Raw genomic sequence first — 18925 nt, forward strand, 5'->3', positions numbered from 1 at the left:
GATGGCTCAGCCCTGCTGATAGCGGGGCATGGGCCATTCATCTTCACTCCAGTCGCCTTTGGCCCAGTTCTGGCGGAGTTCAGCGGCGGTCTGTTCCAGTGTTCCGGCCACGATGGCGGCTCGAATCTGGCGCATGAGCCGCTGATAATAGGCGAGATTATGGAGGGTCAGGAGCATCGGCCCCAGCATCTCATTGGCCCGGAAAAGATGATGCAGATAGGCACGGCTGTAACGGCCTGCCATCGGGCTGTCATCTTCGGGGGAGATGGGCCGTGTGTCTTCGGCAAAGCGGGCATTGCGGAGATTCAGCGTGCCCCGTTCAGTGTAGGCACGGGCGGTACGGCCTGCACGGGACGGCATGACGCAGTCGAACATGTCACAGCCACGCATGACGGCGCCCAGCAGGTCATCCGGCGTGCCGACACCCATCAGATAGCGGGGCTGGTCTTCGGGCAGCATGGGGGTTGTGTAATCCAGCGTGGAGAACATCAGCTCCTGACCTTCTCCCACGGCCAGACCACCAATGGCGTAGCCCTCAAAGCCGATCTTTCGCAGGGCAAGAGCGGAGCGTTCCCGCAGGTCCTGTTCCGTCCCGCCTTGTACGATGCCGAACTGCCCATAGCCGGGGCGGGCAATGAAGGCCTCGCGGGAGCGGGCAGCCCACCGCATGGAGCGTTCCATGGAGGCTTCCAGAACCTCCTTGGTGGCCGGGAGGGCGGGACATTCATCAAAGGCCATGGTGATGGTGGCATCCAGCTTGTACTGGATATCCGTTGAGCTTTCCGGTGTCAGACGGTGGGAGCTGCCATCAATATGGGAGCGGAAGGTCACCCCATCCTCATCCATTTTCCGTAGAGGCCCCAGAGACATGACCTGAAAGCCGCCGGAATCTGTCAGGATGGGGCCGGGCCAGTCCATCATGCGGTGCAGACCGCCGAGACGCTGGACACGTTCAGCCGTGGGGCGGAGCATGAGATGGTAGGTATTGCCCAGCACGATGCCCGCCCCGGTGGCCCGCACGCTATCCATCGTGATGCCTTTGACGGTTCCGACCGTCCCAACCGGCATGAAGGTCGGTGTTGGGACGCTGCCATGGCGGGTATGCAGCCAGCCAGCACGGGCCTGACCACATTGGGCGTCTTTCTGCCAGTGCATACGGTCGGATGGGGTGAGGGTGGGGCGGATGGACTCGGTCGTCATGGGGCACGTTCCAGAAGGCAGGCATCACCGTAGGAATAGAAGCGCAGCCCTTCGGTAATGGCGTGATGATAGGCATGGCGCATGGTTTGTGTTCCAGCGAAGGCACAGACCAGCATGAATAAGGTAGAGCGGGGCAGATGGAAGTTTGTCAGCAGCGCATCCACAGCCCGGAAGCGGTAGCCGGGCTTGATGAAAATGGAGGTTTCGCCTGTCCATGGATGGACAATGCCTTGCTCATCAGCCGCACTTTCCAGCAGGCGCAGGCTGGTCGTGCCCACGGCAACGACACGCCCCCCATTGGCACGGGTCTCGTTGATGAGACGGGCTGTTTCCTCATCAATATGACCCCACTCCGCATGCATTTTATGCTCGGCAATGGTGCTGCGGACGGGCAGGAAGGTACCAGCCCCTACATGGAGGGTCAGGGTCTGCTTCTTGATCCCTTTGGCAGCCAGAGCGTTTAGCAGGTCTTCTGTAAAGTGCAGTCCTGCCGTGGGGGCAGCTACAGCGCCACGGAAGCGTGAGAAAATGGTGCGGTAATCGCTGTTATCGGCTTCGGTCGGGCCATTGGGGCGGGCAATGTAGGGCGGGAGAGCCAGAGCGGCTCTACGCTCCAGAAACGCATCAAACGCATCACCTTCGACCGAGAAACGGATGGTCACGGCCCCATCGTCCTCATTGGTCAGGACTTCGGCGGTGACGGGATCATCCTCAAAGCGGAGCTGATCGCCGGGGCGGAGCTTACGGGCATTGCGGGCCAGAGCGTGCCATTGCCCTTCTGGCAGGATGCGATCCAGCGTGATGCCGATTTTTGCCTCACCTCGCCGAGCTTCCATTTTCGCCCGGATGACCTCCGTATCATTGGCAATAAGGAGGTCACCTTTTTTCAGCAGGTCCGGCAGATTGCGGATACGGTGGAGGGACAGAGCGGCTTCGTCAGTCCCGGTAAGGGCAGGCGGGACGACATGCAGCAGCCGGGCCATATCCCGAGGGCGGGCGGGTTCCGTAGCGATGTGGTCACGGGGGAGGGTGAAGTCGAAAAGGGAGAGGTCGTCAGTCATTCAGGGTAATGGCGCTGGGAGAAACAGGCCAGCTAGCGAAAAGGGGGCCGATGCCCCCTTCAAGCTGCTGGTTCAATGGGAATAGGGAGCGATCAGTCACGGCCCAGCTGATGCTTGAGCGCATCAATCAGTGTCTGCACCTGCCCACCGTGGCGGGTGAGGAAGGTGGTATAGTCACTGCGCTGTGTCATGCGCATGCTGGCTCCTTCACCATAGAGATCGATCACCTTGGGCGGTTCCCCGGCGATGACGGCTGTCATCAGCACGTCAGGCTGATGTGGGCGGGAAATCTGGAGGGTGACCTTCTGGCCAGCCGGAGAGGGAACGCTCTCCACAAGGCGGAAGGAGATGTTCTGATATTCACCCATCCGTGCGGTGACGGCATTCAGCAGAACATCCTGAAACAGCTCAAGATAGAGTTTCTGCTGCTCTGGTGTGGCAATCCGCCAGAAGCGGCCAAGGCAGTAGCGACCGATTCCCGGTACGTCCACATTGGCACGCAGGAGCGGCAGCAGGGCATCACGCTTTTTATCCAGAGGGGCGCTGCTATTCAGGACGGTGACCAGTTTCCCGCCAAAATCATTGACGAAGGCATTCGCCTCATCGCTGGAGGGCGCAGCGAAGGCCAGAGTCGGGATGAGAGCGAACAGGCTGGCAGCTCCCAGAATGGTGCGGCGTGTAAGCTGACGGAGCATCATGTTGAGGGATCCTTCCAATAAAGGCTGTCCTAGCGAGGACGGGATGGTCAGTACCAGTCTGGTGTCGTAGCGCGATGGTCAGCCTTGAGGGCATCAATCTGGCTCTGGCGCTGCTGCTGCCATGCACTCCGCATGAAAGCGTAGGGGTCGAGGCTCTGATGTTCCAGCTGGTCAAGCTGGTCCGTGCTGTCTGCAAAGTTGTTGAAGGTTCCGAGAATGTTATAGCCCCAGTTGAAGCTGATAAGAGCATAGCCGCTCGGAACGTAATTGATCGGTGTCAGCCCCTGACTGATGGCATAGCCGGTCGCATCACGGAAGTTGCTGGGACCAAGACCCGGCAGGAAGATATAGGGACCAGACTTTACCCCCCAGAGCGCCAGAACCATGCCGGGGTCTGTCTCATGCTGCTTATAGCCAAGATGCTGGGCAACATCGTAGAAGCCTGCTGTTGTCATGTTCAGCAGGAAGCGCATGAAGGCATCACCAGCTCTGCGGGACTTTCCGGCACCAACATCGGAGAAGAACACGGCAGGCTCACGCCATGTCTCGTTCAGCGTGGCGATGGAGGTCCGGATAGGCTGGGGGATGTTGTTCTTCCAGAAACGGCCAACCGGGCGCAGAGCCTTGTGATAGACCCACATATTGAGGTTGAACATCTTGCGGTTGAACGGCTCGTAGGGGTCGTCAACAGCCTTGTAGTCTGCCAGGTCATCCGGGTCTGTCGGCGGTTTGGCGTGCATGGAGCCACACCCGCTGAGTGATAGCAGAGCCAGGCAGCCGACCAGTGTAAAGATGGCAGAAAACCTGCCTCGGTGATGCTGCGTTGTGCTGCCTGTGCACGCCATGTTGCTGCCGCTCCTGCTTCTTCAAGGCCCGGCTATGGCAGGCAGCACCCCATCATCATGGAGAGGCGCGCCTAAACGGGAACGGGCCGGGACTGTGTAACATACTCTGTTTCTATACCGTGCAAAGGCCGCAAGGCCAGTGCCCGCCAAGCATATGGCACTTGCTTCATGCTGCCTACCCCTTTCGCATATCAGTATTGTATAAGGCAAAAGAAGTATTGCATTTTTGCATCGTTAAGCTCTTTCATGGAAGTCTGCCCCGAGGTGGATGGCCTGTTCCGGTTCGCCTTTTCAGGGGCAGCGGCCCGCTTTACAGGCGGGGTCTGTCTTTTGTGAAAGGGAGGATCATATGTCCCGTTTTCTGAAAAGCCGTAGCTGGCTCCTGTCTGCCAGTGCACTTGTTGCCAGTGTCGCCCTGTCTGGAGTGGCGGCTGCACATCCAACAGTTCATGAAAAAGACTGGGGGCATCTTTCCAATGGTCATCATGTCAAGGCTATTACCCTGACCAATGATGATGGTGTGAAGGTGACGGTCCTGACCTATGGCGCCATCATTCATGAGGTGGTCGTGCCGGATCGTAACGGCACTCCGGGTAATGTGGCGCTGGGTTTTCCTGATATTGCCGGGTACGAGAAGAATAATGCAGACCCGCATTTCGGGGCTGTTCTGGGGCGTGTTGCCAACCGTATCACAAATGGCAGCTTCATTCTGGAAGGCAAGACGTATCATACGGCTGCCAATGAAGGCCCCAATACGCTTCATGGCGGGCCGGACAGCTTCGACCGCAAGCTCTGGACCGTGGAGAGCAAAGGCGTGGACGCTCAGGGTGCCTATGTGGAGCTGAAGCTGGTCAGCCCTGATGGGGATCAGGGCTTCCCCGGTGAGCTGACAACGCATGTTACCTACCGTTTGACGGATCAGGATACGTTGAGCCTCAACTTCCGTGCTACGACAGATGCCCCGACAGTCGTCAACCTGTCCACGCATAACTACTGGAACCTCAATGGTGAGGGGTCAGGTTCAGTTGATTCCGAGGTTGTGCAGATTTTTGCCGATCATTTCCTGAAGACAGACGAACATTCCATTCCGACTGGGGAGCTGGCCTCTGTGGCAGGCACACCGTTTGACTTCCGTCAGCCTCGTACGGTGGCAGAAGGCCTGCGGAGCCATGATCAGCAGATGCTGCTTGCAACTGGCTATGATAAATGTCTGGTACTGAATGGTTCATCCAAGCCGGGCGATGCGGAGCGTGTTGTTGCCCGTGTAACGGACCCGCATTCTGGTCGTGTCATGGAGGTGTCCACGAACATGCCGGGGATGCAGTTCTATTCGGCTAATCATATTTATGGCTCTTATTATGGGCCTTCCGGGCGGACATACCGTCAGGGTGATGCTCTGGCATTCGAGCCGGAATTCTTCCCCAACAGCCCGAATACGCCGAGCTTCCCCAGCATCGAGCTGAAGCCGGGTCAGACCTATGATTACGGGATGAGCTTTCACTTCTCCCATCAGTAAGAAGGGATGAGGCCCTTGGGTCTCTGATCTGAAAGAAAGGTCGGGCTGGCGCAGGGCGCTGGTCCGGCCTTTTTTTATGAGGGAGGGTAGAAAATGACTCATCAACAGCCGGATATGGCGGACTTTCAGGAGTCGCCTGACTCTATCCACATTTCTCCCGGCTCAGCGCACAGGATGATGCCCCAACCTGTCCCCTGAACTGGGGATAAGTGGGGCATTTCTCATATCTGATAGTTCGTGAAGTCCTGATCCATATCGCCAAAGCGGACGATGCGGGCGGGGTTGCCGACAGCTGTTGCACGGGGCGGCACATTGCCCAGAACGACCGAGGCTGCGCCGACACGGGCATGGGCCCCGATTTCCAGATGCCCCAATATTTTGGCTCCGGCCCCAATCAGGCAGCCCTGACGGATGACAGGATGGCGCTGCCCGCTATTTTTGCCGGTACCGCCTAGGGTGACGCTCTGAAAGAGAGACACATCATCTTCAATGATGGTGGTTTCCCCGATGACGATCCCTGTTCCATGGTCAATGGTGATGCGTTGGCCGATCTGTGCGGCAGGGTGAATGTCGATCCCGAATTTCTCATTCACACGGCTCTGGAAGTGATAGGCCAGTGGTCTGCGGTTGGCTTTCCAGAGATGATGGGCAATGCGGTATGCCTGCAGTGCCTGAAACCCTTTGAAGAACAGGAAAGGCGTGGCGAGGTCTGGGCAGGCTGGGTCCCGCTGGAAGGTCGCCACGATATCCGAGGCCGCAGCCCGTATGATGGTGGGGTCATCCTCCAATATGGAGGTGATGAGGCGCATCAATGTAGGCTCTGTCATGGCCCGGTCTGTCAGCTTCGTGCTGAGCAGGGAGGACAGAGCAGAGGCAAAATCAGCATGATTGCAGATATTGACGGCAAAAAGGTCCTGAATCAGCGCATCAGAACAGCAGCAGGCCTGTGCCTGCATAATGGCCCAGAATTCTTCCAGAAATCTGGGAGATGATGAGGAATGCGGAAAGTCGTCAAGAAGGTCTGCCATAATGCTTAACCTTTACAGCCCCATGGCTCTCTGGACAAATCCTTGTCGTAGAGTCGGAAGGCGCTTCAGGGCCATGAGTCCGGCATGGCGTGCATGGCGTATGAGCGGCATATTGGTGCTGAATAGCCGTTCCATCATGTCGCATCCGGCCAGCATGGCCAGATTGCCCGGGCGGCTGAGCCGTTGATAGCGTTGAAGAAGGGCGGGAGCCCCAAGGTCTTGTCCCTGTGCGTGGGCTTCACCCAGAATCTGGTCGAGCGTGCGGACATCCCGGAAGCCGAGATTCATGCCTTGTCCAGCAACAGGGTGCAGCCCATGGGCGGCATCGCCTGCCAGAAGGAGGCGTGTGGCGTAATAGCGGTGGGCATATTGAGAGGCGAGCGGGTATGTCCAGTGCTTGCCGATCAGCTCAATGGCACCGAGGTCTTCCCCGCAGAGGCGGTCTTTCACCAGCCGGGTGAAGCTGGCTGCATCAAGGCTTCTGAAATGGGCGATACGCTCGGGACGGTCTGTCCAGACAATGGCAGAACGGTGGGGATGTGTGTCCGTACCGGGGAGGGGCAGGCGGGCAAAAGGCCCTTGCGGCAGAAAGTTCTCAAGTGCACTGCCATGATGGGGATGTTCATGGGCCAGAACGCTCACAAGGGCGAGCTTGTTATAGGGGATACGGGTCAGCCCGATTCCAGCCTGTTGGCGGAGGAGGGACTGCCGTCCATCTGCCGCAATGACCAGTGAAGCCGTAACGGTCTCGCCTGCGTTGAGTGTGATCCGGGCTTCATCAGGGGTGAAGGTGAAGTTCCCCGTGGCTGGAGCACGAACATCCAGCCCCGGCTGGCTGGTGAGGGTGCGGGCAATGGCGGCCAGAAGATTGTGGGCTTCCACCATCCAGCCAAAGGGGCGGTCTTCCGGGGCGTCATCGTTGGTGAAGCTCAGCCCGTCCATGATGGTGCTGCGGGATGCAGCCGGAACACGGCCCTGACTGTCTGTGACGTGGATGATGTTGATGGGTTGCGGTGGCAGGGGCAGGGCCTGCCAGATTCCGGCATCTTCCAGTAGGGGGCGGATGCCTTCGGCGAGGGCATAGGCCCGACCATCGGGATTCTGGGCTGGTGTGCTGGAGAGGGGGGAACGCTCCAGCAGCAGGATGCGCAGCCCTTTGCGGGCCAGCAGGCAGGCCAGTGTTGCCCCTATGGGGCCACCACCATTTATGCAGAGGTCATAATCTGTGCCCATGGTCGGGATGCTCCTTTCCGGCCTGATGAATGGCAGGATGCTCCCGCCGTGGTGGCTATCTTTGGCCGAGGGAGCAGGTTTATCGTGTCTAGCCCTATCTTTGGTGAAAAGAAAGTCTTGCAGAAATCGTTATGAAGGTGGCACGATTTTAGTCTGGATCAGCAAAGGACCAACGGGAGAAGGGCCAGAGGGGATGAAACTTGTAACGGCGATCATAAAGCCATTCAAACTGGATGACGTGCGTGAGGCCCTCGCAGGGCTCGGCGTGCATGGTCTGACCGTGACGGAGGTCCGTGGGTTCGGGCGTCAGAAGGGGCAGACAGAGATTTACCGTGGTGCGGAATATACGATCAATTTCATCGCCAAGATCAAGGTCGAGACGGTCGTGCCGGATGAGCGTGTGCCCGATATTATTGAGGCCATTACCGAAACGGCCCGGACAGGCCGCATTGGTGATGGCAAGATCATGGTTACAGATGTGGAACAGATGGTTCGCATCCGTACCGGCGAGACCGGCGAGGGAGCTCTCTGATGCGTGCGATTGATACGGGTGATACCGCATGGATGTTGATGAGCACGGGGCTGGTGCTGCTGATGACTGTCCCCGGTCTTGCTCTGTTCTATGCGGGTATGGTGCGGCGGAAGAATGTGCTGTCCACCATGATCCAGTCTTTTGGCATCTGCTGCATTGTCAGCATTGTCTGGATGGTGCTGGGATATAGTCTGGCCTTTTCGACCGGCACGGCGTGGATTGGGGATCTCTCCCGCTTCTTCCTGCGGGGGATTGCGGATCACATCCATCAGGGAGTTGATGGTGCCTTCACGCTGGGGGCAGGCACCCCCGCTGAGACACCCATGACCATCCCGGAGAGTGTCTATCTGATGTATCAGATGACGTTCGCCATCATTACGCCTGCCCTGCTGACGGGCGCCTTCGCCGGGCGCATCCGTTTCTCCGGGCTGTGCGTGTTCACCATTCTCTGGTCCTTGCTGGTCTATTCCCCTATCGCCCATTGGGTCTGGAGTCCGCTGGGCTGGGTGGCTGGTCTTGGTGCTGTGGATTTTGCCGGCGGTACGGTCGTTCACATCAATTCCGGTGTGGCCGGTCTGGTCTGTGCTATCATGATCGGGCAGCGTTACGGGCTGAAGCGTGATGACATGTCCCCGCATAATCTGGCCTATGCCATCATTGGGGCGTCCCTGCTCTGGGTGGGCTGGTTCGGTTTTAATGCTGGGTCGGCACTGGGGGCAAATGGTCGTGCCGGTATGGCCATGCTGACGACACAGGTGGCTGCCGCCGGTGGCGGCATGGGCTGGATGCTGGTGGAATGGTGGCGCCATGGCAAGCCGACAGCACTGGGCATCATTTCCGGTGTTGTCGCTGGTCTGGTAGCGGTGACACCAGCTGCCGGTTTCGTGCTTCCCGGTGGGGCTCTGGCCATTGGGCTGATCGCCGGTGGTATCTGCTTCTATAGTGCTGCCGTTCTGAAGAACAAGCTCGGCTATGATGACAGTCTGGATGCCTTTGGCGTGCATGGCGTAGGCGGCATTGTTGGTGCTTTGCTGACGGGTGTGTTCGCTTATGGGCCGCTTTCGGCAACGGCCTCCAGCCCGGCAGGCATCAGCGGAAGCTGGGCGCAGCTCCTCCGTCAGGCTGAGGCGGTAGGTGTCACGATCGTCTGGTGTGTCGTGGTGACAGCCGTGATTTTCTGGGTTGTGGACAAGCTGATCGGTATGCGTGTCTCGGCGGAAGAAGAACAGATCGGTCTGGACCTGACCCAGCATGGCGAACGTCTGAACTGATCTTTAAGGGACTGTTCTGCCTTCTGTTGAGGGCAGAACAGTTTTATGACTGAACAGGGTCGTATTACATACGGCCTGATGGAAAAGATGCGGGCCTTTTCCATTCATGTTTACTATAATCGCCGTGTCATCATGAAAGATAAGGATTGAACCTATGAAGCTGGCACGTCTGTGTCTGTCTGCTGTGGCCTGTTCTATGTTGAGCGCTACCGCTGCAATGGCAGAAACTCCTGCTGCACCCACACCTGCCCCGTCTGCCCCCGCACCGGCAGCTGCCCCTGCGCCGACAACGGGCCCGATGTCTCTTTATGCCTGTCATCGTGCGTTCAATGCTGCCAAACGGGCTGGTAAGCTGAATGGACAGCAATATGCTGATTTCCGTCAGAGCCACTGTAAGGGCAGTGATGCCGCGGCGCAGTCTTCAGCCTCTGCACCGGCTGAGGCAGGCAACTCCTCACCTGCTACTGCTCAGGCAGCGGCTGGTAATGCTGTGTTTCCGTCCCAGATTGCACCGGAGTTTGCGTCTCTGACACCGGGGAAGGCTCGGATGCAGACCTGTCTGGCACAGTATAATGCCAATAAAACGGCAGGTCACAATGGTGGCCTGAGATGGATTCAGAAGGGCGGCGGATATTATTCCGAATGCAACATGCGACTGAAAGAAACGGCCAAGTAAGTTGCTTGTCTGTAGAATAAAAAAGGCCTGCCTGTAAGAGCGGGCCTTTTTTATATCTGTCTGTTCAGGGCGTCCCAGATCAGGGCAGAACAGGCCCAGCCCATTGCCACCAGCTTCGTGAGGCGTCCTGTTGGGCAAGATGTTGTGCTGCTTCAATAGCGTGTTCGGCACTGTCGAACAGGGCGAAACATGTTGCTCCGGACCCGCTCATGCGGCTGAAACGGACCTTCGGAAGGGTTGAAAGCTGTTCCAGAACGGCAGCGATGACAGGCTCCTGCGCAATGGCGTGGGGCTGGAGGTCATTATGCGTGGTGCGGAGGAAGGCGATGAGGGCATCCAGCGTAGGCCAGCCTTCAGCCGGGAAGGAAAGAGGCGGGCGGGGCGTGATGCCGCCGGTAGCGGCCAGTCTTTTGAAAATGCTGGGGGTCGAAACGCTGACGCCGGGATTAACCAGTATCATGCCCATTTCTGGCAGTGCTGGGGCCGGGGTCAGTATCTCGCCGATGCCTTCCATCCGGGTGGCTTTCTGCATGAGGCAGACAGGAACATCAGCCCCAAGTGAAGGGGCCACCGTGATGGCCGTTTCCTGTGGAAGATTCCAGAAACGGGTGAGCAGGCGCAGGGCGCAGGCGGCATCTGCTGATCCGCCTCCAATGCCGGAGGCGACAGGAAGGTGCTTTTCCAGCTTCAGAGAAGCGGCAGGGAGTGTTTGGTTTGTTTTGTTCTGTGCGTGGCGCAGGGCCCTTGCGGCCTTCAGAACAAGATTGCTGCTATCCGCTTCCAGCCCTTTCGAGAAGGGGCCTGTTATACTGAGCGTGTCTTCCGTGTTCGATCCTGTGGAGGACAGGCTGACCTGATCCCCTGCCCCGGCAAATACGGCCAGACTGTCCAGCAGGTGATAGCCGTCTTCACGGCGGCCCGTCACATGAAGGAACAGATTGATTTTGGCGTGAGCCATATCCTGATGCAGCGCCATGGCAGGGCATCCTTGCGTAAAAGCCGGACAGAAGGCGGTGATGGCCCGGTCTGGTGTCCGGTTGAGGGGTGTTCATTTCTGGTCAGGCTATGTAACAAATCAGGAGGTCAAAGACCATGAGGGAGCTGAAACCGCTCTCTTGATCCTCGGAACCGTGCAGAAAAGTTTTCATCCATCATGGCATCTTTCCCGGCATATCCTGTTCAGGACGCACTTGCGGCCCTTCGTCTGCATCAGGAATGGGGCATTGATGGTGTCATGGAGGATATGCCGTGGGATGTGTGGGAAGATAGCCCTGCCCTGCCGGAACGTCTTAAGACACGGCCTGCTCCTGCCGCTGTAGCCGGGCAGGGGCGGGCTCGTCCGGTTTCGCCGCAGCGGACGGCGAGGAGCATGGATGATGTTCTGGCGGCTCTTGCCAGTGCACAGGATCGTGACGCTCTGGTGAAGGCCAGTCAGCAGATTCCCGGTGTGAGTCTGGAGAGAACGGCCAAACATCATCTGGCGCCTGTTTTTGTGAAGGATGCTCCTTTTCTTCTGGTGGGCGAAGTGCCCAATGAGGATGAAGACCGTTACGGTACGCTGTTTGCTGGTGATGCCGGGCAAATGCTGGAGCGGGTGCTGGCCTCGATAGGGTTACAGCGGAGTATGCTTTCCATGGCACCGGCCATTCCATGGCGGCCACCGGGGGGGCAGCGTGTTTCCCAGAGAGAGCTGGAAGCCTGCCTGCCGATTCTGCACAGGACCATCGTTCTGGCCAGACCGCAGCGTATCGTGACGATGGGTCCCACACCGGCATGGATGCTGTTGCAGAAAACAGCTCGCCTGAGCCAGTTGAGGGGGCGCTGGCATGAGGTGCGAATACCGGGGCTGGAAGGCCCTGTGCCTTTGTTGCCTCTCTGGCATCCTGCCCAGCTTGGGGAGAATGCCGGGCGGCGGAAGGCTCTCTGGGCAGACCTGCTTTGCCTTGATGAAACCCTTTTTCCAGAGAAAGGCTGAAAGCCTCGATTCGCCTCTCGAAAAGAGGGGGTGCTCCCCCCGGAACAGGATGAAAATGGCCATTTTGTAATCATGTTGTAGGGAATGGACGAAAAAATTGCTAATGGCGTGTAAAATCAGAAGAATAGTCTGGATTATCCCCTAGGGAAGCGGTATTCATTTATCTATGCTGGGAGAGTTTGGTTCAACTTCAAGGGTTGCCAGTGGCGTAAAAGCAGGATACGTCCCCCTGCATTATGCGATGGATACTTCCATGTGGGTCTCCCGCAGCTTTGTGTGGCGTTGTGCTCAGCGCTGCCATGCTGATGGGGCACACTGTTTTTCCGGCGCAGGGGCAGGCTATTCCTTTTCCGTCCCATACGCCGGAGCATCATGACGGTGAGGGCCACGCTGCACCACCTTCTTCCAGAACAGGGCTTTCCCTGCCTCGTCCGCTTTCTGCGGCTGTTGCCGGGCATTATCGGGCTCTGTTTGCGGCTGTCCGGGAAGGGAATGCCGCACGTCTGGCAGAACTAACCCACGGAACGGCCGGTAGTACTGATGGAACAGCCGGGCGTCTCCTTCTGTCGGACTATCTGGCAGAGCGTTATCTGAGTACGGCTTTCCATTCTTCGGAGGCTGAACTCGCAGACTGGCTTCATCATTATTCCGCATTGCCGGATGCACCGCTCCTTCAGCAGAAGCTGGAGCAGATGCGGACAGGGAAGGCCACAGCGGACCTTCCTGCATCCTTTGGCTATGAAAATGTGGCTGACCTGCATCAGGTCGAAAAAGCAGTCCCTTTCTCTCAGACACTCACTCATAACAGCCCGTTGGAACGTGACCTGATGGACAGGGCGGCACAGGGCGAGGACGGAATACGGAAAGCGCTTGCCCAGCTGCACCGTACGCCGGGTGTTACGCCAGCCTATGCTGCGCAGTTGCATGGTGAGATCGCCATGCAGGCGCTTAGTCAGGGTGATACACGTGCCGCCTTGCGGGTCGGTTCAGCCGGGCTGGAGGTCGGGCAGTATAGGGTAGGGCTTCCTGCCTTTGTGGCGGGTCTTGCTGCGTGGCGTGAGGGGCAGTTAGACGCTGCCTATAGCTTGTTCGAGACAGCCGCCAATGCTGAGCAGACGGATGGAGATGTTCAGGCAGCGGCTTCATTCTGGGCGGGGCGTGTGGCCGAGCGCCACGGAGACAGGCCCTTGTATCGGACATGGTTGCACCGGGCTTCTGTTCAGAGTGAAAGTTTTTACGGTCTGCTGGCTGGGCGGATGCTTCATACCGAGCACCCGCAGGAAGCCGCGTTGGCTGGGGTGCTGTCTGACATAGGGCTGACAGGCGCAAAGAGGGACGTGCTGAGCGAGGTGGACATCAATGTCGTGTCCTCTATGGAAGAAGGAGCCCATCTGTTCGCCCTGTTACAGATTGGCGAGCAGGGGCGGGCTGAAATGCTGGCCCGCCAGATGTGGCAGGGGGCTCTAGTAGACCCGGTCCGGGCTCATTCCCTTCAGCTGGTCGTCCGAAAGGCGGGCATGGTGGCGCTGGCAGACCAGATGCAGCACGCTCTGGAGCGGGTGGATCATAAGGAACTGAAAGAAGTCCTTGGCCCCTTGCCGGAGCTGCATCCCTATCACGGGTTCCGTCTTTCTTCAGCTCTGGTCTATGCCGTGGCCCGGATGGAATCTAATTTTGATGCCGCAGCGTCTTCATCGGCTGGGGCCTATGGGATGATGCAGGTACGTCCGACCACAGCCAGTTTTGTGAGTGAGCAGTATCATCTGCCTCAGACTGTTTCGGCATCCTCTGAGGATGATTTCAATCAGGCGATGGAACAGCGCCTTCTGGAACCGGGCTATAATCTGGAGGTCGGGCAGCTTTACATGCTCTATCTCGCCCGGAGCATCGCCCAGAGCGAGCAGAGTGAGGAGGCGTCTTTGTTGAAGGTTCTGGCCTCCTATAATGCAGGGCCACAGGCCATCATTCGCTGGGAGAGCGGGCAGAAGGACCTTCAGGACCCGCTGATGTTCATTGAATGTCTGCCCAGCCCGGAAACCCGGCAATATGTCCGGAATGTCCTGACGAATGACTGGGTTTATGGTCGGCGCCTTCATGTAGCTACGCCGTCCCTCGTGGCCTTGGCTGGAGGGCATTGGCCGAGCTTCCGGGATGAGGAACAGGGGCGTGACTCGCCCAGCTGATGCCTGACCCGGTATGTCGAGAGGCTCATTTCGTAAAGCCCAGACTGGAGTTTCATGCATGGCAGCATGGGGTTCCGTCTGGGTTTTTGCCTGAAAAACCCTTAAGAAATGCCCCTTTTTAGGCGCCGCCTTGTATAGGGCGAGAGGGTGATGACTGAGATGTGCATGGGTGGCCCGCTTGCCCGGTAGGGCGTCTTTCCTTACAAAAGGCGGTGCGTGCTTTCCTTACAAGACTGGAAAGCGAGCGGATGATAATATGATGCCGTGTCTCTCAGGGGGAATTATCCGTCTGTCTGTGGGGTGTCCAGCCGAACAGCGAGTGCTTCAATGTCTCTGAATTCCGTTGTTGAGAGTGTAACGTCCAGAATTATTGAGCGGTCCAAGACGTCCCGCCGTCGTTACCTCACTCTTATGGAGCGTAATCGTGAAAAAGGTGCAGACAGGTCCCGGCTGACCTGTGGTAACCTTGCTCACGCCGTTGCTGCCTCCAGTGCTGCTGATAAGCAGGAACTGGTGTTCGAGCAGCGGCCCAATCTGGGGATCATTACGACCTATAACGACATGCTCTCCGCACACGAGCCTTATGGCCGTTACCCGGAGCAGATGAAGGTTTTTGCTCGTGAGGTTGGCGCAACAGCACAGGTTGCTGGTGGGGCTCCGGCCATGTGTGATGGTGTCACGCAGGGGCAGGAAGGGATGGACCTTTCCCTGTTCTCCCGTGATGTGATCGCCCAGTCCACCGCTGTGGGCCTTAGCCATGCCATGTATGACGGTGTGGCTCTGCTGGGTATCTGCGACAAGATCGTTCCCGGCCTGCTGATGGGTGCGCTGCGCTTTGGCCATCTGCCGGGCCTTCTGATCCCGTCCGGTCCGATGACATCTGGCCTGCCGAACAAAGAGAAGGTCCGTGTCCGTCAGCTCTATGTGCAGGGCAAGATTGGCAAGGACGAGCTGATGAAGGCCGAAATGGCCTCTTATCACAGTGAAGGTACCTGTACCTTCTACGGTACGGCCAACACCAACCAGATGATGGCAGAGTTCCTCGGCCTGATGATGCCGGATTCCTCCTTCATCCCGGTTGATACACCTCTGCGTCAGGCCATGACCCGTGCCAGCGTGCACCGTCTGGTCGAGATCAGCACGAAGGGCAAAGACCCCCGCCCAATGGCTGAGGTGGTCAATGAGAAGGCCATCGTCAATGCGATCGTTGGTCTGATGGCAACGGGTGGCTCCACCAACCACACCATCCATATCCCGGCTGTGGCCCGTGCCGCCGGTATCATCGTGAATTGGGAAGACTTCGCTGAACTGTCCGCCGTTGTGCCGACACTCTGCAAGGTCTATCCGAGCGGGCCTTCCGATGTGAACAAGTTCAACGAGGTTGGTGGTCTGCCGACAGTCATTTCCGAGCTGTCCAGCGCTGGCCTTCTGCATCGTGATGCACCGACCATCTCTGAGAATGGTCTGGATGACTACGCTAAGCGTGCCCTGATGGGCAACGACAAGAATGTCGTTTACACACCGGCCAAGCCTTCCAGCGATGTTGAAATCCTGCGTGGTGCGAAAGAGCCTTTCCACCCGGTTGGTGGTATCCAGCTGCTTCAGGGCAATCTGGGTCGTGGCGTGTACAAGTCCAGCGCTGTGGCAGATAACCTGCTGACCATCGAGGCACCTGCCCGTGTCTTCCAGTCCCAGTCCGCTGTGAAGGAAGCTCAGAAGGCTGGTGAGCTGCATCGTGACGTTGTCGTTGTCGTCATCGGTCAGGGCCCTCGTGGCAATGGTATGCCGGAGCTGCACAATCTGATCCCGTCCCTCGGTGTCGAGCTGGATCAGGGCTTCAAGATTGCACTGGTGACCGATGGCCGTCTCTCCGGTGCCAGCGGTAAGGTTCCAGCTGTGGTCCATGTGGGTCCGGAAGCACAGGTGGGCGGTCCGCTTGCCAAGGTGCGTGATGGCGATGTCATCCGTGTCTGTGCCCGCACCGGCAAGCTGGAAGCGCTGGTGGATGAGAAGGAATGGGCAGCCCGCACGCCGACCAAGCCGCACCGTGCAACAGCCGGTACGGGGCGTGAGCTTTTCGCCCTCATGCGCGAGGCGGCTCCGTCCGCTGAGGAGGGTGCTTCACCGATGCAGTTCATGATGGATCGTGAGCTTGAAGAAATCGGTGATGATGTTGAGAAAGGAACCGAGGTATGAGCTACATCGAGAGACTGGATGCGGTGATGGACCGCAGCCCGATTATGCCTGTTCTGGTTGTTGAGGATGTGGCCAAGGCCCGTCCGATCGCCGAGGCTCTGGTCGCTGGTGGTATCTCCACTCTGGAAGTGACACTGCGTACACCGGCTGCTCTGGATGTCATCTCTGAGATGTCCAAGGTGGAAGGCGCTCTGGTCGGTGCCGGTACGGTGCTGAACACCGAGCAGATGGACAAGGCCATGAAGGCCGGTGCCAAGTTCATCGTTAGCCCCGGTATTACGCCGGCTCTGGCCAAGGGTGCTCTGGAGCGTGATGTTCCATTCCTGCCCGGTACGGCTAATGCCAGCGACATCATGATGGGTCTGGACCTTGGGCTTCGCCGTTTCAAGTTCTTCCCGGCCATGACAAATGGTGGCATTCCGGCCCTCAAGGGTCTGTCCGCCGTGTTCGGTAACCTTGGCGTGCGTTTCTGCCCGACAGGTGGCATCACTGAAGCCACCTACAAGGACTGGCTGGCTCTGCCGACCGTTGGCTGTGTCGGTGGTTCTTGGCTGACATCTGGCGATGCTTCCCCTGAGGAAGTCGCCAAGCGGACCAAGGCTCTGGGCCTGCGCTAAGAATAGCGTTTTATGAGGGTGGGAGGTTGTTGAGACCTTCCAGCTTCGGGATGGCGGGACATGTGGCAGTGCTATGTGTCCCGCCATTTTTTTATGTCCTTCGTATGCGGAATGAGCGGCTGTTGTTTTCATGTAACAGACTGGTCGAATAAAGAAGAAAGCGTGATCTTTTGGTTAAACTGAGCCCTGTTCCCTGATACAGCTCTGACCACCCAGTCAGGAGGAGCTGTTGAAAACTGTTCGTGCTCACATGACATCCATTGCCGGTCTGGCAGGTGTGTTGCTGACGGCTGTCATGACGACATTGAATGAACAGGTCTCGGCGCAGGGGCTGGGTGACATCATGGGGGGAATGGGCATAAGTCATGACCCGTCCCGCTGGTTTGTCAGTCTTTATACGTCTGCACAGGTTATTGGAGCAGGGCTTTCGCCGTGGATGGCCATTACCTTCAGCCTGCGGCGTTGGGCCTTTTTCGTGCTGACATTGGCTGTATGCAGCATCGTCCCCACAGCATTCTGTCAGACACCTCTACTGCTTTATATTTTGCGGAGTTTTCAAGGGCTGGCGGGTGGCTTTGCCATTCCGTTGTTGATGTTCTCGATCCTCAAGATACTGCCCTTCAATCTGCGGGCCTATGGGCTGGTGGCTTATACACTTGTTTCCACCTGCTTCCCTTATCTTGGGACGATGCTCGCCGGATTATGGACAGACTTGTTGAGCTGGCAGTTCATTTTCCTTCAGGCCATACCAATGGGAGCACTGGCGGGGCTGCTGATCTGGTACGGTATGCCCGTGATGGAGCCACAGCATCACCGGCTTCAGATTTTCAATAGTTATGGCCTGCTATTTTTCGCCACGGCGGCTTGGTGTCTGACGACAGTCCTGTCTCTTGGGGATTGGCTGGACTGGTTCAATTCACCATTGATCTGCGTTCTGGGCGCTATCGGGCTGATGGCCGTGCCGCTGCTGATCTGGAATGAATGGAAGCATCCGTTACCTTTCTTTCGTTTCCAGCTGCTTAGCCGAAATAATTATATTTACGGGGTGGGGGGCATCAGCCTGTTTGTGGTGGTGTCGCTTTCCGCCTCATCCGTGCCCTTGCAGTTTCTGACGAAGGTTGTGGGGTATCGGCCAGAGCAGAGTTACCTTGTGACGTTGGAAGTCGCCGCTGTGGAGATCGCTATCGCTCCATTTGTGGGCTATCTGCTCAACCGGCGTGATGTGGATTGCCGGATTGTCGGATTTTTCGGCATGGTCTGTATGTTCATCGCCTGTTGTGGGGATTCACTGGTCACATCTGTGTGGCAGAGGCCGGAGTTCTATATCTGGCAGTTCCTTCAGGGGATTGGTGGGGTGATGGTGCTATCCTCCCTGCTGCTGATGTCCACCAATGCCGTGGTAGCAGAAGAATCCCCCTTCGCCGTGGCTCTGGTGAATATGCCCCGTGCCTTCATGATGGTTGGTGGAAACTGGCTGATGGAGCTGGTTGGTCGTTGGCGGGGTGGCCTGCATTCAGACCGTCTGGCGGATCATCTGGGTCAGTACCGTTATGCGCTGGTGCAGGGGAGCAGCCCACTCATCCAGAGTCCGACACCATTGCTGCCAGATGGCAGGCCCCGTTATCGGGGGAGTATGAGTTTTCTCAAGCAGCAGTTTCATCATCAGGCTGCCGTGTTGACCTTGTCAGACCTGTTCTGCGTTCTGGCGGCCCTTCTGGTGGTGCTGATGTTCTTCATTCTGCTTGTGCCTGTGCGCACCTATCCGCCATGGGTCGTTTTTGCCCCTCGTGGAGCCGCATCTCCCGATCACCCGGTGGCTCATCATAAGGAGAGCATCAAGGCATGAGGAAAAAAGTACGGGAATGCGGGGTGATGGCCAGAATAGAGCGGGAGA

General features: G+C 57.9%; 16 protein-coding genes. 9 read left to right on the forward strand and 7 right to left on the reverse strand.

Features of this window, described 5'->3' with window-relative positions; translation table 11 throughout:
- Nucleotides 1-6 precede the first annotated feature (6 nt).
- The 4 genes from tgt to NQF86_RS05650 form a co-directional block, all read right to left on the reverse strand.
- Nucleotides 7-1155 carry a tRNA guanosine(34) transglycosylase Tgt gene (gene tgt, locus NQF86_RS05635; RefSeq protein WP_266116799.1) on the reverse strand — a complete coding sequence of 383 codons (1149 nt, stop codon included), beginning with the start codon at nucleotides 1153-1155 and terminating at the stop codon, nucleotides 7-9.
- A 41-nt stretch (nucleotides 1156-1196) separates the two neighbouring features.
- Entirely contained in the window at nucleotides 1197-2261 is a 1065-nt protein-coding gene (gene queA, locus NQF86_RS05640) for a tRNA preQ1(34) S-adenosylmethionine ribosyltransferase-isomerase QueA (protein WP_266116656.1), read from the reverse strand.
- Nucleotides 2262-2353: 92 nt separating this feature from the next.
- The gene (locus NQF86_RS05645; protein WP_266116657.1) at nucleotides 2354-2959 is read right to left on the reverse strand and encodes an MlaC/ttg2D family ABC transporter substrate-binding protein; all 606 of its coding nucleotides are present in this window, start codon (nucleotides 2957-2959) and stop codon (nucleotides 2354-2356) included.
- A 47-nt stretch (nucleotides 2960-3006) separates the two neighbouring features.
- Complete coding sequence (locus NQF86_RS05650; protein WP_266116658.1) at nucleotides 3007-3699, reverse strand: MlaA family lipoprotein; 693 nt, start codon at nucleotides 3697-3699, stop codon at nucleotides 3007-3009.
- Between the two features lie 454 nt (nucleotides 3700-4153).
- Here NQF86_RS05650 and NQF86_RS05655 point away from each other — a divergent pair, with 454 nt between their 5' ends.
- A complete protein-coding gene (locus tag NQF86_RS05655) occupies nucleotides 4154-5320 on the forward strand; it encodes an aldose epimerase family protein (RefSeq protein ID WP_266116659.1) in 1167 nt (388 codons plus the stop codon).
- A gap of 221 nt (nucleotides 5321-5541) precedes the next feature.
- On the opposite strand, the gene cysE is transcribed toward NQF86_RS05655, so the two are convergent.
- Both cysE and NQF86_RS05665 read right to left on the reverse strand, forming a co-directional pair.
- The gene (gene cysE / locus NQF86_RS05660) at nucleotides 5542-6276 is read right to left on the reverse strand and encodes a serine O-acetyltransferase (RefSeq protein ID WP_407652879.1); all 735 of its coding nucleotides are present in this window, start codon (nucleotides 6274-6276) and stop codon (nucleotides 5542-5544) included.
- A gap of 84 nt (nucleotides 6277-6360) precedes the next feature.
- A complete protein-coding gene (locus NQF86_RS05665) occupies nucleotides 6361-7581 on the reverse strand; it encodes a UbiH/UbiF/VisC/COQ6 family ubiquinone biosynthesis hydroxylase (protein WP_266116661.1) in 1221 nt (406 codons plus the stop codon).
- 193 nt (nucleotides 7582-7774) lie between these two features.
- Between NQF86_RS05665 and NQF86_RS05670 the strand changes: the two genes are divergently transcribed.
- The 3 genes from NQF86_RS05670 to NQF86_RS05680 all read left to right on the forward strand — a co-directional run bounded on the left by NQF86_RS05670 (nucleotide 7775) and on the right by NQF86_RS05680 (nucleotide 10060).
- On the forward strand, nucleotides 7775-8113 hold the full coding sequence (locus NQF86_RS05670; RefSeq protein WP_266116662.1) for a P-II family nitrogen regulator: 339 nt from the start codon (nucleotides 7775-7777) through the stop codon (nucleotides 8111-8113).
- Nucleotides 8113-9384: an ammonium transporter gene (locus NQF86_RS05675; RefSeq protein WP_266116663.1), complete on the forward strand. Its 1272-nt coding sequence runs from the start codon at nucleotides 8113-8115 to the stop codon at nucleotides 9382-9384. The genes NQF86_RS05670 and NQF86_RS05675 overlap by 1 nt, the downstream gene beginning before the upstream one ends.
- 154 nt (nucleotides 9385-9538) lie before the next feature.
- On the forward strand, nucleotides 9539-10060 hold the full coding sequence (locus tag NQF86_RS05680) for a hypothetical protein (protein WP_266116664.1): 522 nt from the start codon (nucleotides 9539-9541) through the stop codon (nucleotides 10058-10060).
- 79 nt (nucleotides 10061-10139) lie between these two features.
- Here NQF86_RS05680 and NQF86_RS05685 read toward each other — a convergent pair whose 3' ends face one another.
- A complete protein-coding gene (locus NQF86_RS05685) occupies nucleotides 10140-11036 on the reverse strand; it encodes a 4-(cytidine 5'-diphospho)-2-C-methyl-D-erythritol kinase (RefSeq protein WP_266116665.1) in 897 nt (298 codons plus the stop codon).
- A 177-nt stretch (nucleotides 11037-11213) separates the two neighbouring features.
- Between NQF86_RS05685 and NQF86_RS05690 the strand changes: the two genes are divergently transcribed.
- The 5 genes from NQF86_RS05690 (at nucleotide 11214) to NQF86_RS05710 (ending at nucleotide 18877) form a co-directional block, all read left to right on the forward strand.
- Entirely contained in the window at nucleotides 11214-12035 is an 822-nt protein-coding gene (locus NQF86_RS05690; protein WP_266116666.1) for a uracil-DNA glycosylase, read from the forward strand.
- A 236-nt stretch (nucleotides 12036-12271) separates the two neighbouring features.
- Entirely contained in the window at nucleotides 12272-14218 is a 1947-nt protein-coding gene (locus NQF86_RS05695) for a transglycosylase SLT domain-containing protein (protein ID WP_266116667.1), read from the forward strand.
- 327 nt (nucleotides 14219-14545) lie between these two features.
- Complete coding sequence (gene edd / locus NQF86_RS05700) at nucleotides 14546-16414, forward strand: phosphogluconate dehydratase (RefSeq protein ID WP_266116668.1); 1869 nt, start codon at nucleotides 14546-14548, stop codon at nucleotides 16412-16414.
- Nucleotides 16411-17031, forward strand: a complete 621-nt coding sequence (eda, locus tag NQF86_RS05705; RefSeq protein WP_266116669.1) for a bifunctional 4-hydroxy-2-oxoglutarate aldolase/2-dehydro-3-deoxy-phosphogluconate aldolase — start codon at nucleotides 16411-16413, stop codon at nucleotides 17029-17031. The genes edd and eda overlap by 4 nt, the downstream gene beginning before the upstream one ends.
- A gap of 229 nt (nucleotides 17032-17260) precedes the next feature.
- Nucleotides 17261-18877, forward strand: coding sequence for an MFS transporter (locus NQF86_RS05710; protein WP_266116670.1), 1617 nt, complete (start codon nucleotides 17261-17263; stop codon nucleotides 18875-18877).
- The last annotated feature ends 48 nt before the right edge of the window (nucleotides 18878-18925 follow it).

Source organism: Bombella pluederhausensis, from assembly GCF_026385525.1.
GTDB lineage: Bacteria > Pseudomonadota > Alphaproteobacteria > Acetobacterales > Acetobacteraceae > Bombella > Bombella pluederhausensis.